The organism is Neobacillus sp. Soil_C_43 (assembly GCF_057656715.1).
The window spans coordinates 86,545-98,713 of sequence record NZ_JBDGJV010000013.1; the positions used below are offsets into that span (position 1 = coordinate 86,545).

13 protein-coding genes are annotated in these 12,169 nt (G+C 34.8%); 3 read left to right on the plus strand and 10 right to left on the minus strand.

Annotated features, from left to right (window positions below):
- Positions 1–25: 25 nt before the first annotated feature.
- Positions 26–1,426 carry a MocR-like pyridoxine biosynthesis transcription factor PdxR gene (pdxR, locus tag AC3A54_RS17085; protein ID WP_487655381.1) on the minus strand — a complete coding sequence of 467 codons (1,401 nt, stop codon included), beginning with the start codon at positions 1,424–1,426 and terminating at the stop codon, positions 26–28.
- Between the two features lie 116 nt (positions 1,427–1,542).
- Here pdxR and AC3A54_RS17090 point away from each other — a divergent pair, with 116 nt between their 5' ends.
- The gene (locus tag AC3A54_RS17090; protein ID WP_487655382.1) at positions 1,543–1,986 is read left to right on the plus strand and encodes a GNAT family N-acetyltransferase; all 444 of its coding nucleotides are present in this window, start codon (positions 1,543–1,545) and stop codon (positions 1,984–1,986) included.
- A 134-nt stretch (positions 1,987–2,120) separates the two neighbouring features.
- Here the strand turns inward: AC3A54_RS17090 and AC3A54_RS17095 are convergent, their stop codons facing one another.
- Both AC3A54_RS17095 and AC3A54_RS17100 read right to left on the minus strand, forming a co-directional pair.
- Positions 2,121–2,588, minus strand: coding sequence for a VOC family protein (locus tag AC3A54_RS17095; protein WP_487655383.1), 468 nt, complete (start codon positions 2,586–2,588; stop codon positions 2,121–2,123).
- A gap of 362 nt (positions 2,589–2,950) precedes the next feature.
- Complete coding sequence (locus AC3A54_RS17100; protein WP_487655384.1) at positions 2,951–3,796, minus strand: DUF2785 domain-containing protein; 846 nt, start codon at positions 3,794–3,796, stop codon at positions 2,951–2,953.
- A 528-nt stretch (positions 3,797–4,324) separates the two neighbouring features.
- On the opposite strand from AC3A54_RS17100, the gene AC3A54_RS17105 reads away from it, so the two are divergent.
- Together AC3A54_RS17105 and AC3A54_RS17110 are read left to right on the plus strand one after the other, a co-directional pair.
- On the plus strand, positions 4,325–4,900 hold the full coding sequence (locus AC3A54_RS17105) for a dihydrofolate reductase family protein (protein ID WP_487655385.1): 576 nt from the start codon (positions 4,325–4,327) through the stop codon (positions 4,898–4,900).
- A gap of 587 nt (positions 4,901–5,487) precedes the next feature.
- The gene (locus AC3A54_RS17110) at positions 5,488–5,712 is read left to right on the plus strand and encodes a hypothetical protein (RefSeq protein ID WP_487655386.1); all 225 of its coding nucleotides are present in this window, start codon (positions 5,488–5,490) and stop codon (positions 5,710–5,712) included.
- Positions 5,713–6,074: 362 nt separating this feature from the next.
- Here the strand turns inward: AC3A54_RS17110 and AC3A54_RS17115 are convergent, their stop codons facing one another.
- The 7 genes from AC3A54_RS17115 to AC3A54_RS17145 all read right to left on the minus strand — a co-directional run bounded on the left by AC3A54_RS17115 (position 6,075) and on the right by AC3A54_RS17145 (position 12,022).
- Complete coding sequence (locus AC3A54_RS17115; RefSeq protein ID WP_487655387.1) at positions 6,075–6,956, minus strand: DUF6615 family protein; 882 nt, start codon at positions 6,954–6,956, stop codon at positions 6,075–6,077.
- A 223-nt stretch (positions 6,957–7,179) separates the two neighbouring features.
- The gene (gene comJ / locus AC3A54_RS17120) at positions 7,180–7,650 is read right to left on the minus strand and encodes a competence protein ComJ (protein WP_487655388.1); all 471 of its coding nucleotides are present in this window, start codon (positions 7,648–7,650) and stop codon (positions 7,180–7,182) included.
- 152 nt (positions 7,651–7,802) lie between these two features.
- On the minus strand, positions 7,803–8,288 hold the full coding sequence (locus AC3A54_RS17125; RefSeq protein WP_487655389.1) for a hypothetical protein: 486 nt from the start codon (positions 8,286–8,288) through the stop codon (positions 7,803–7,805).
- Positions 8,289–8,652: 364 nt separating this feature from the next.
- Positions 8,653–8,937, minus strand: coding sequence for a hypothetical protein (locus AC3A54_RS17130; RefSeq protein WP_487655390.1), 285 nt, complete (start codon positions 8,935–8,937; stop codon positions 8,653–8,655).
- A 167-nt stretch (positions 8,938–9,104) separates the two neighbouring features.
- Positions 9,105–9,455, minus strand: a complete 351-nt coding sequence (locus AC3A54_RS17135; protein ID WP_335548947.1) for a VOC family protein — start codon at positions 9,453–9,455, stop codon at positions 9,105–9,107.
- Between the two features lie 221 nt (positions 9,456–9,676).
- Positions 9,677–10,732, minus strand: a complete 1,056-nt coding sequence (locus AC3A54_RS17140; RefSeq protein ID WP_487655391.1) for a DUF3231 family protein — start codon at positions 10,730–10,732, stop codon at positions 9,677–9,679.
- A gap of 87 nt (positions 10,733–10,819) precedes the next feature.
- The gene (locus AC3A54_RS17145; protein ID WP_487655392.1) at positions 10,820–12,022 is read right to left on the minus strand and encodes a macrolide family glycosyltransferase; all 1,203 of its coding nucleotides are present in this window, start codon (positions 12,020–12,022) and stop codon (positions 10,820–10,822) included.
- Positions 12,023–12,169: the final 147 nt, after the last annotated feature.

Here is a 12,169-nt window from a genome sequence, read left to right on the forward strand (position 1 = left end):
TTATTGAAAACACATGTGTCATTATCTAAATTCTCCAAGCCTTTTTTAATAACTTAATTCCTGTAATGATTTCACTTTCCGTTAGTCCCCCAAATCCTAGTAAGATTCTAGAACCTACGTTAGTTGTTCCACTGTAATATATTGATAATGGATAAACTTTTACACCAACATTCATAGCTGTGTTAATTAACTCTTCTTCCTCCATATTGTTTTTTACTTCCAATACAATATGAAGTCCTGATTTTTCACCGATTATGTTTACATTTTGTCCAAGATAATTGTTAAGGGCTAACATTAAGGTACTTTGCTTTTTACGATAAAGCGTTCTCATTTTATTTAAATGACTTTGCCAAAATCCTTCCTTCATAAAACGAAATAGAGTATCCTGGTGAAGCCGCGAAACGGTCTGCTTATAAATCGTGAAGTGCTCTTGATACTTTATCAGCAGCGGGGATGGTAACACCATATAGCTAATACGGATTGATGGAATCAATGACTTCGAAAATGTTCCTAAATACACGACACTTTCTTTTGTACTTAGCCCTTGTAAGGACGGAATAGGCTTACCTTTATATCGATATTCACCGTCATAGTCATCTTCAATAATATATCCGTTTCTTTCTTCTGCCCATTTTAACAAATCCATTCTTCTTGAAATAGGCATAATCATCCCATAAGGAAATTGATGAGACGGTGTCACATAAACAACATGGGCATCCGAATTTTTTAACTCGTTTATAATAATCCCATCTTTGTCGAGAGGTATAGGAACCGTATTGACTCCTAGATCTTGTAATGTAATTCTCGTTCTATGGAAGCCAGGATTCTCAAGAGCAACGATATGCTCTTTACCGATTAACATACATAATAATCCAATAAGTACCTGGGTACCCGCACCAATTATGATTTGTTCGGCAGAGCATCTAACGCCCCTAGACGCATAAAGATGGGCTGCAATTTCTTCACGCAGAAGCAGTTCACCTTGAGGACTTCCATTATAAAATAATTCTCCCTGATCTTGGTACAATGATTGAATGGTTAATTTTCTCCAAGTAGAGTATGGAAAGTGTTCTAAATCAACCTTACCCGAATTGAAATCTACCTTGGCATTGACTTCTACTTGCTGGCTTTTTGAATCCATTTTTCCAAGATTTTTTTGGTTAAAGATTATGTCGTTATCAAAGGTTGCAACAAATAGACCCTTTCGAGGGCGACTTTCTACATACCCTTCCGCACATAACTGGTCGTATGCAGACTGAATAGTATTTAAGCTTAGTGCAAGGTAATTCGATAATTTTCGTTTTGAAGGCAACTTTTCTTTTGGTTTGATCCTTCCGGATAAAATTTCTTGTTTAATATAATTGGCTAGTTGCAAGTACAGTGGTTCCCCGTTTTCACTATTCAAAACAGGTGTTATTTCAATCATATTTCTTCTCTCCCACAACGAAACTGGCACCATTAAAATGATTCTATCTGACACTTTAGATTATACCAGATTTTGATTTAATAATATGTAAGAACCTTATAAGGAGATGAACATAAATGCTAAATCAAACAGGAATTATCATAAAGGATTTGGAAACCGAGAAGGACTGGAAGGAAGCCTATCCAGTGATGAAACAATTGAGGACCCATTTGGATGAAGAGCAATTCCTTCAATTGGTCCAAGAAGCTAAACAAAAGAACGATTATAAAATGGCTGCTTTATATGATAATGAAAAATTGGTAGCAGTGACCGGTTTTATGCCTATGATCACCTTGTACAACGGAAGGTTCATTTGGGTTTGTGATTTAGTTACAGATTCAGATTGTCGTTCAAAAGGATATGGCGAAGCCCTCCTAGACTATGTACACAATTGGTCAAAGGAAAATGGCTATGATATTGTCTCGCTCTCATCAGGTTTGCAACGAATTGAAGCCCATCGCTTTTATGAAAATAAAATGGAATATGACAAAGTTAGCTATGTTTTTTTTAAAAGACTTTAATTCAGTTGTCCCAAAAGTCAAAAGGAGTTGCATCACTGCAACTCCTTTGTTGTATTAAAGCACCCGTTTGTTGTATTAAAGCACCCGTTTGTTTAAGTGCGTTTCTTCACAATATCACGGAAAAGAGGGTTTGATTATTTTAATTTATTATTAACTAAATTCTCCCAGTCCTCAAATGACAACTTCTCCGTAATATGTTTTAATTCATTTGGAACGTCAACATAGCACATCAATTCTAAACTATTTCCATCTGGGTCATTAAAATATACCGATGCATTTCCTTGATTTGGTCTTATAAATGGTTCTATTGATGTTCTTCTTCCAAATGGTACAGGTTCAACTTGGATGGATTCAAGCCATTTTAAAGACTCTTTTAAATCCTGATATGTGACTCTAAATGCAATATGCCTTAAAGAAGGATGGTATGGAGTTTGGTATTCCTTTCCTTCCCACAATCCCAACCAGCTTTTTCCTTCTTCTATCCAAAAGAATGCACTGTCTTCATTACGCCAGGCTAATTTCAAACCTAATTTTCGGTAAAATTCAATTGAAACTTCTAAATTTTTCACAGGTAAATGTGCTTCATAAAGCCCCTTTATCATTTCTCCCATCCCCTATATATACAAATTATGTACTTTAACATTTTATATTTAAAAAATATCTTCTTCAACAATCCTGCCCTTTAGTTCAATAAAATGGCCACCGTAATGACAGACGGATCTTAAAGGAACGCACCCGTTACTTTAAGTACATTTCTTCACAAAGTTAGCTCAAATAACTGTCGTTTGAATGCGTAATATGGTCGTACTGCGCAGTATAGGGGTTGTTGTGTTTTATCTTTCTTCTTCAACATTAGCACCCGATTATGGAATAGCGTTCATTCTTGTAATTAGATAATAATGTTAAAAAATAATGAAAAGCAATTAGTTGAAATGTAATTAATGAAATTAATCTCACTTCTGTTCTACAAATACCAAGCATCAAATTTATTTTTTACATCTAGGATAGGCTGATCTATTATGCTTGTAATTTGTTTCCTATCAATTAATTGGGAAAAACATGAACGGTATAGAAGTTTCCAATTCACTCTTTTTCTCATACCTAGAATATATGGTTCATTTACTAATTTAACTTGTCTAAACCAGAAACTAAGTTCTTCTAATGTAAGAAAGTTATTTTCCACAAGATTTGTGATGACCCTTGATAATCGCTCGTCTTCTTCATATTGAAAAACATCCTCTGCAATATTCATTACTTTAGTTATTGCTAATAAAATAGAGTTTGTATACTCCCTTGAAAAATTAGGGTGTTTTACTAAAGCATTTAATACATCTGCTACGTGAGCTGCTGCATGTATCCAACCGCTATTTTCGTCATATCCTCTTAAATCTTTTTCCTCTGAACAATAGTCTAAAGTACGTTCTAATAAGTCTTTCCATTCCTGAACAGTTAGAAATCTGTTATCTTTATCTACTAGTAGCAATAGGGTAATACCTAAACTAGAAAAACTTCTCATGTAGACACTTTCGGTATGCTTTTCTCCAATTCTGTAAAACCACATTCTATCCGAATTAATCAACCAAAAGAGTTCTTGTAATTGCTGGTGATTTAAAATTTTTTTCTTATAAACCCATTCTGCTAATAATGTGTACCCTAGGTCATCTCGAAGCACTGGATCAGAACTTCCTAAACATTTACAAACTTCTTTAATAAAATTAAATGCATCAATTTGATTAGGTACTTCAAAATTACTTTTTGATATCTCTTTCAATCGGGTTAATAAGCTTTCTTTTGTCATTTGTTCTATCATTGTCTTCCTCCATTTTTTAATGTAAAAAAGTTGTGTAATCCTATATTTCAGTCAATTTATTTATGAAAGTATAGACGAAGAAATTTAGTATAAGTTTCTTTTTGTATACTAAACTTTATTTTCTTTTACAATTTCCACTGGCTTTGCAATTATTTTATATGAGTTGTGTCTTAAATTAAATTTCATATAATCATTATAAGGTGAAGACTCCTTGCTGCGCAGTATAGGTCTACTACGCAGTAAAGAATAACGAGTTTCTTATTCCACATTACTGCTCCGTTAGTTCAAGAAGAAAAGCCGCCGAAAATGGCAGCCAGTTCTTCCGCAAAAGCACCCCGTTTGGTTAAGTGTAGTTCTTCACTATCTTCTATTTAACAAAACAAAACGGGACTGATGCTGGCACATTTTATTTTAAATAGTGTAACTTATAGAATTTTTTTACCGAAATTTATAGAAAATTGGCTATACTTACATTAGAGGTAAAGAAGTATGAAAAAAAATATCCCTCATGAACAAAGGAGACTAAAAATGAGAAAACTTGTTCTATTTCTGCACGCATCGCTTGACGGTTTTGTAGAAGGTCCGAATGGTGAAATGGACATTGGCTGGGTTTCATACGATGCTGACTTGGAGAAACACGCGAAAGAAATTCTGAGTACTACCGACACCGTCATATGGGGACGTGAGACTTATCAGATGATGCACAGTTACTGGACATCTGTGCCTTCTGACCCCTCAGCTTCGCAACATGAACGGAATCATGCCGAGTGGATCGAAAAGACACCCAAAATCGTTTTTTCCACGACGTTGGAGAAAGTCGAATGGAACAATTCCAGATTGGTGAAAGAAGATGTCGAGGAAGAAATCAAGAACCTCAAACAGCAACCAGGTAAGGATATGGTCATCCTCGGCAGTCCTAGGTTAGCACACTACCTTATGCAGCTTGATTTAATAGATGAGTATAAAATTACAGTTTCTCCCGTCCTGATCGGCAGCGGGTTGCCGTTATTCCAAGGTCTCAAGGAGAAGATCAATCTTAAACTGATCGAAAACAAGACATTTGATTCTGGAGCCATAGCCCTGGTTTACCAGACGGTTAGATGACCTTTTCTCCTAAAGCAGATTACCACGGATACGATAGCTCAATAAGCCGCCTCTTCAACGAGGCGGTTTTCTTATCGTAAGGATTAACATCAGGATTTAATATAGCCTAAAACTATTATGATGACGCAAACATTAAGTAAATCATACCAGCAAAACAATTTGGGTTAAGGATCCCTAAAAAAATGCAAAATCAAGCAATCAAAAGCTAATGAAAAAAAGAGTGAAATGAAAAGTTGGTATGGAATGATTTCTTTAACATAAAAGTTTGAAAAAATACAATCTTGAAGAAAAAAGAGAACAGCAAAAAGGGACAACATTTAGGCCGGAAATTCAGTTTCTTCAAGTAAAGCACCCGTTAGTGGAACAAGCAAATACAAATACCAAAACGGGAAACACTAATTCTTGAGGTGAGCACCATTGATGATATTGAATTCGTGTCTTGTTTTAAGTCTCTTAACAGCATTACAACCTGTCGGGAATCAAAAGGTTGTTCCAGCCCCACCTAGCATAACTAGCATTGATACTGATTACCCAAAAAAGGAACCTGGGTTCAAATACCAAAAGGGACAAAGAAGATAACATTTAATGTGAACGCCGAAAACACTGAAACTGTCTTGTTTTGGTTAATGTCAACTGGTACTCAAACCTGGAATCAAAGAAAACTCATTGGCTATGACATTAAAGAAGATGATAAAGATAATCTATTTACTTTTACTTGGAATATTGACCGTCCATCCCTTCTTCACCACTTACATATACAAGCATTAGGTGACGGAATAGCAAATGATACCATTAACTTAATAATGGAGTAGTTTAGGCTTTCATTCTTAACCTGCTTCGTTAGCGAAGAAGAAAAAGAGTTGCCGCAGCAACTCTTTATTAAACATAAGCCCCCGATAGTTTAAGTACAACATTTCACAATCTTTTTTGTGCAAAAAGAAAAAAAGAGACCCCATTCTTAAAGTATTGCTACGCGTTTGTACAACAAGAAAATGGGATCACCGGCAGCAATCTGCTCAAACTCTCCGGCCTTCGCCTCTATCCGCAGCTCCTTCGTTAATGGACCCGCGTAATGTGTGGCTGGTTATTTCCGTTGTGAAACCATCATCCCATACCGCTTATCTTTACGATATGGCCGTATTCCATTGCGTAGGATTGCAACAATAGAAATTCATTAATTATTTTTTATTATGTCATTTTTAAGTCCTGATAAATCTGCATCTGTAACTATTACGATTTTTGGTAAATCAGGATAATATACAGAATTTAACCTTTGAGTATCTCCATTTATTATATCACTTACATATCTTGGTATATCTTTAGTTTGTTTAATAAAACGATCTAATTCAAAGTCTTTAATATCGAAGCCATTTGGAATATTTTTCTTTGAATACTTTAAAAAATCTTTTAATACATCTAAAACTTTTGAAGAATTTCTGCACGGTAGATCCAATACAGAGTCCATACCGGACACTAGAGGTTCGTATTCAGAGTATTCAATGGTTATTTCTCCAGGGCTAATAACTAATTCAGAGCTATCTGATAATTTTCTTTTAAGAATCTGTTCTTCAATCACTTCTTTAATAATAGTTCCAAAAGAGAATGTCCAATGATATTTATTACCAAAAAGAAAAATAGGTAATTCCTTATCTTTTGTAAGAAAGTTATAAAAAAAATATAAAGGTAACATTCCCTCTTTAACAGATCTATTAATCAGAATATCTACTTGTTTTCCATTCTCTCCTACTATATGATTTAATCCGTGGTAATTTCCATCGTCATACATTCTTTTAGATTGAATTCTTGTTCCAATCCCTTTGTTAAATTTATAATCCCAAAACCACCATTCAATATCTGCCCCTGTTTCCGGCTCATTTTTACTGTGAAATATTAATGAATCGACTGGTTGCGACTCTTGTATCAGATATATTATTTCATCAGTAATAGTGGGTTCTGAATATCTATTTCCTGATTTTATATAGTTCATTCGATTCATCAAGTACGTCTCATTAATTATTTTTAACACTTCACAGGTGGTTTGCGTCTCTCTTTTCATTTCTTGGCTCCCCTTATTTGAGTATTTAATTTTAATCCTAGCATATATTTAAAAATGGTAAAATCAGTATTTTGGAAAAAAGTCTAAATACTATGCAAATAGGGCCACCCCTATAAAGGTATTGCTATATTTGCAAACCTGCCCCGTTAGTGCAATAAAAAAAGGGATCGCCGCAGCCATCTCAATCTTTAACTCAAGCCCCTGTTAGTTCAATAAGACTTCCTTATATTGCTGGCTTAGCGTTCATCACTAACACTGATGGTGGGTTTAGTTCATCATCTGCTTTGATAATATTCGCCTTGGGATTATTATTTTTTATGAATATAAATGAGTAATCACCCAACCCATTTTCTAATCGTTTTACGGTAAATAGTAACTCGTACATTCCTTCTTCAATATCAATCGCTTTTGTTTCCATAACAGAACCAACTTCAATTCCTTTGTTACCGATATAAAAAGGGACAGCTATTGCCCTAATAACATTGGTATCTACTTCTATCTTATCCGTAACTCTTACAGTAATTTTACATTCTACATCATCGGAAAGAGTACCAAAAGATACAGAACCTTCTCTCCAAGCAAAGCCTTGGTTTATATGAATGTCATTCCAATCGTTAAATGGATTTTCTAAACCATACTGAAATACTGCTAATTGGGAAAAGAATATATCACTTTCAAAGGTTATCTCGTTCATTTTCTTCAATCCTTTTATTAAATCTAAGACCCTTATACCTTAAATAACTAGACAACTCTTCTTTAACTAAACTGCTCCAATAGTTCAATAACAAAAAGGGGATCGCCGCAGCAACCCCATCTTTCACTCTTGCCCACGGTAGCTGAGGAGGCTTACGACAGATTGTAGGAATTTAAATCTTTCCAACCTTGAAAAGAGTTTCGGAAATTTTTAGAGAAGGTATTATCTTTGCTAAGAAGTAGAATCGATGAGGAGTCCCAAAAAACTAATTCAACAACTGCCTTTGGATGTTGGATTTGTGGGTTTTTAACCCAAAAATTTGGATTTCCATCAGCATACGGTTTCCCTTTAATCTCATCTAAATCAATTATTTCGTCCTTTTCAAAAGCTGAAAATACACCCCAAATAAAATAAACATCTTTATTATTAGCAAGTTGCATTAGCTTATCGCCTGTAATCAAGTAATTATTATGACCATTACTATCTTCGAATTCTCGAAAATCTTGAAAATAATCAAGGTAATTTTCAGGATAAGACCAATCCAGGTCAGTTAGTAGCCAATTATAATTTTGTTCCAGTCCATTAAATGAGTTTAATATCTCTTTTAGTTCTAAAAAATCATCTAAAATGGTGTTCATTTCTTCCCACCTTTCAAGCTAACTATTACCCTTATTTTAACATCTTTTATTAAACTAACCTGCCCCGTTAGTCGAAGAAGACTTTAAAAGAAAAACACTATCAATATTGTGATTAATAATGATTGTGCAAATGTGATTATTCCATTATTTTTCCAGTGTGCTTTTGAATAGGGACTAAAAGCTCTCGCAATGAGGAAACTACATATCCATATGCTTAAGAACGTAAAAACAACTCCCATTTTTCTCCCCCTAATGAGACAGTTTTATTTATCTATATTTTAGCATTTTATTGAACTATCCTGCCCCGTTACTTTAAGTGTAATGTTTCACAATCATTCTTTTAAAAAAGAAAATCGGACTATTTCTATAAGGTTGAAACATAAAAATTATTTACTGCAACTAAAATTATTAATACCGATAGTATAAAGAAAGAAATTGACCATCCTTTCTTTTTTAAAATAAATTGTTCTATTCCCATTAAAAACATTGATATGGCAAGAATAATTCCTACAAATCCAGAGTAGAAAAAATTTACGGGATATGTCGTAAAAGATAAAAATATAAAAACTATCATTGGGATAATCAATATAAATTGAGTAATTACAATGGGCTTTACCCTGTTCTTAAAAATACGGTCTTTATATGTCATTAAACATCCTCCCCCTCACTGTCAATAAACATTTTTTTAAATAATTCTCTAATGTATGGCTTTATTCCTTCTCAACTATCCTGTCCCGTTACTTGAATAAGAAAAAACGATCCTTCTTACTGAAGAATCGCACCCGTTTCAACAAAATATGAATAATTACAACCCGTTTATTTCTCCCAAAGCTCGACCAGTCGACCTTCAGGATCTTCAATCCAAATAAATTTTCCAAATTCACTAATCTCTTTTTTCTTTGCAAGAGGTACACCAATATGTTCAAGATGCTTAATAGTCTCGTTTAGATCATGTACTTGGAAATTTAACATCACTTGCTGTTCTGTTGGAAAATAACTGTCATCTTCAGCAAAGAAAGAAAAGATAGTCTCATTTCCTAATTGGGGTTTAATCACAGTCCCATTCCAATTTTCAATTTCTTCAATCTTCAACACTTCACTGTACCATTTTTTTATAACTTCAAGATTCTTAGTTCTCCAAAATACTCCTCCGAAACCTTTTATCATCTTATCTAACTCCTGTCTGTCATCAAATTTTTAGCTATTTCCTTTTTCAACAATACTGTTTCGTTCGTTTAATAACTTCAACAAAAAGGTGCGTAATCCTTCTTGGATCAACGCACCAGATAGTTTAAGTAAGTTACTTAACAATATCATCTCTGTATATTACACTCCCGGGATTACATATAACATTGGGAAAACCAAACTGTTCCAAATAATAATTCAATCTATCTTAAGTCCCTGTCATACGCTATTGGCGGGGATTCTACCCAACCTCTATCAATTAAGATATTCATACCGTCGTCAACAAATAAGCCAATGTTCTTAAGCGTTCTTCCATACAAGAAATTTATATCTCTTCTTGCCGTTACCGCCAGAGAGTTTCCAAATGATCTTATCTTCATTGCGAACATGTCCACTTTATGGAACAACATTATTTTATCGGAGAAAGGTGAATATGTAGTTGTTGTAACCAAATGGTCTAGGAAAGCTGGTGATTGAAGGTGTTCTAAATGCAGTTTTTCTTTATACTGCTTCACCGCTTTATCAGTCATGTCTAACCCTCGTTTAAACAAAGCCTTTATCTTTTGATCTTGAACCGTCTGATGAAATCCCAATAATAATGCCATACTTGTTACGTTATTCTCAATGTTATCCCAAAGATGTATGAGTTCTAATGCATGTAATGGTCGGACATCTCCAAAAAAACCATTTAAGAAACTTTGTTTATCAATCTTTTCAATTCCATCAGGTGTTGGAATAATCGGAGGTGCAGCAATGTATTTTTTTTCCATTAAAACATCATTGATTTGTCCTAAAAAGACCATAGTACATTGATTACAATAAATAAAATACTCCCTTATATCCTCCCGCATGACCAATGGAACGGCTACTGCGTAAAGACTCATACCTGCCTTAGCAGCATATTTTAAATAGTGAACGTAAAATTCATCTTCGTATAAGCGGGGCGCACCAAAATTTACATCATCTTTCGTAAATCCAATTGGGATAGGAAAATTTTCATTTTTAAAAAATCCTTCTATCCTCTGCGTGAAATCCTTTGATAACGCTAAACCATTTTCCAATAGCATCCTAACATGCTCATTTTCGCAATGATGAAGAAAATAACTTAAGAGTTGTATAGACATACTATTTCCCATATAGGTAGCCCAAAGTTTACCCATTTCAAACGCCGTTAAAGGTTGGGTCTCATCTAATATTCTTGGATTTATGTTTAGTGGTTTCATCACATTCATTGGATTTAAATTTTTATCGGTGGTCATACCTAATCTCCTTTTCCCGCACTTTCGCTTAGGATAACCATTGTAAAAAGATTCAATTCAAACGCGCCAAATAATGGCGGTTAATATCTATATATCAAACTGACGCTTAAATTCAAAAATCTCTTCAACAGCTCGGTGATACCCACCCGATTTTTGCATGGATGCCCTTATATTTGAAACAGCTTTATGGAATGACGTGCCGTTTAACACATGATCTGCGGCTTCACGTAGTTGATTGGCAGTCAAGCTTTGCATATCTAATTTCATACCGGCTCCAATTTTGGCAACTTGCTCGGCAATAATCGGCTGATCCTCACTTTGTGGGAGAACAATGAGCGGTACCCCGTAGTAGAGACCCTCATTGGTACTATTCATTCCACCATGTGTGATAAATAATTTAGCGTATTTTAGCACTTCCGTTTGTGGAACATAATTTTTCACTATGAAGTTTCGGGGGATCTCTCCTAAAACGTTTTGTTGGGTTTGGTTCCCAATCGACATGACCACCGTGTGATCGCAATTTCCAAACGCTTCAAAACAAAGCTTATAAAAATCATTGGCTTGGTTAAAGACAGTACCCAATGAGATGTAAATTAGGCTATTCCCCTTGAGGGGTGTAAGGTCAAAATTTTTTTGAATTCCGCGTGAAGCTATAGATGGACCAATAAATTTGAAAGTTTGGTCGAATGCTTCACCAGTAGGTTGAAACTCCTTAGTTGTATAAACGATGGTAAGTGGCGCAGGATTACAAAACACTTCATAAGGTGAATGGATCTCGACATTATATTTTTCCTTCACCCTTGCGGTCAGGCTTTGATATTCATCGTTTATTTGATTAGCCACTTCTGTAGGAATATTTTTAGAAAGCTGTTCCAACATGTTATCGAATGATTCCTTTGTTTGTGCAAAAGATGTACAAGAATTGATGGCAGGCAGCTTAAGGATTTGGGCAAGTAACCGTCCACAACCAAACATGGAATCATGGATGATGTAATCAAAACGTTCGCCTTCAATCTGTACAAGCACGCTAGGGATAACAATATCTGCCGTATGTAATAGACCGTTAATTCTTTCAAGTAAATGATTTCTTCCACCAGAGATAAAGGCTTTAATAATTTTTTGACCGTCCAAGGTTCGTACAATAGCTCCCGTCCTCTCCAGTCGATCTTGAAAAGCTTCTATTGTAAAGTACACTACCTCTTCGCCGCGCGAAATTAGCTCTTGCACAACTCCAATAGTTGGATTGATATGTCCTTCCGATCCGGGATTAATAAATAAAACACGTGCCATTTTTTCCACTCCTTCGGTAAATAAAAAAGAGATCCTTCGTTATTGAAGAACCGTAAAGGTTTTACCAATTTTTGAACTAGATGGCCCTTCCTTTGATGCCCAAAAAGCCAAAATTCGCTACCAAACCCTATGTGCTATACTACTTAA

What these genes read in the sequence shown, in the direction of transcription:
- pdxR (WP_487655381.1), bottom strand. Translation starts at nt 1,426, where the DNA reads ATGATTGAAATAACACCTGTTTTGAATAGTGAAAACGGGGAACCACTG.
- AC3A54_RS17090 (WP_487655382.1), top strand. Translation starts at nt 1,543, where the DNA reads ATGCTAAATCAAACAGGAATTATCATAAAGGATTTGGAAACCGAGAAG.
- AC3A54_RS17095 (WP_487655383.1), bottom strand. Translation starts at nt 2,588, where the DNA reads ATGATAAAGGGGCTTTATGAAGCACATTTACCTGTGAAAAATTTAGAA.
- AC3A54_RS17100 (WP_487655384.1), bottom strand. Translation starts at nt 3,796, where the DNA reads ATGATAGAACAAATGACAAAAGAAAGCTTATTAACCCGATTGAAAGAG.
- AC3A54_RS17105 (WP_487655385.1), top strand. Translation starts at nt 4,325, where the DNA reads ATGAGAAAACTTGTTCTATTTCTGCACGCATCGCTTGACGGTTTTGTA.
- AC3A54_RS17115 (WP_487655387.1), bottom strand. Translation starts at nt 6,956, where the DNA reads ATGAAAAGAGAGACGCAAACCACCTGTGAAGTGTTAAAAATAATTAAT.
- comJ (WP_487655388.1), bottom strand. Translation starts at nt 7,650, where the DNA reads ATGAACGAGATAACCTTTGAAAGTGATATATTCTTTTCCCAATTAGCA.
- AC3A54_RS17125 (WP_487655389.1), bottom strand. Translation starts at nt 8,288, where the DNA reads ATGAACACCATTTTAGATGATTTTTTAGAACTAAAAGAGATATTAAAC.
- AC3A54_RS17130 (WP_487655390.1), bottom strand. Translation starts at nt 8,937, where the DNA reads ATGACATATAAAGACCGTATTTTTAAGAACAGGGTAAAGCCCATTGTA.
- AC3A54_RS17135 (WP_335548947.1), bottom strand. Translation starts at nt 9,455, where the DNA reads ATGATAAAAGGTTTCGGAGGAGTATTTTGGAGAACTAAGAATCTTGAA.
- AC3A54_RS17140 (WP_487655391.1), bottom strand. Translation starts at nt 10,732, where the DNA reads ATGACCACCGATAAAAATTTAAATCCAATGAATGTGATGAAACCACTA.
- AC3A54_RS17145 (WP_487655392.1), bottom strand. Translation starts at nt 12,022, where the DNA reads ATGGCACGTGTTTTATTTATTAATCCCGGATCGGAAGGACATATCAAT.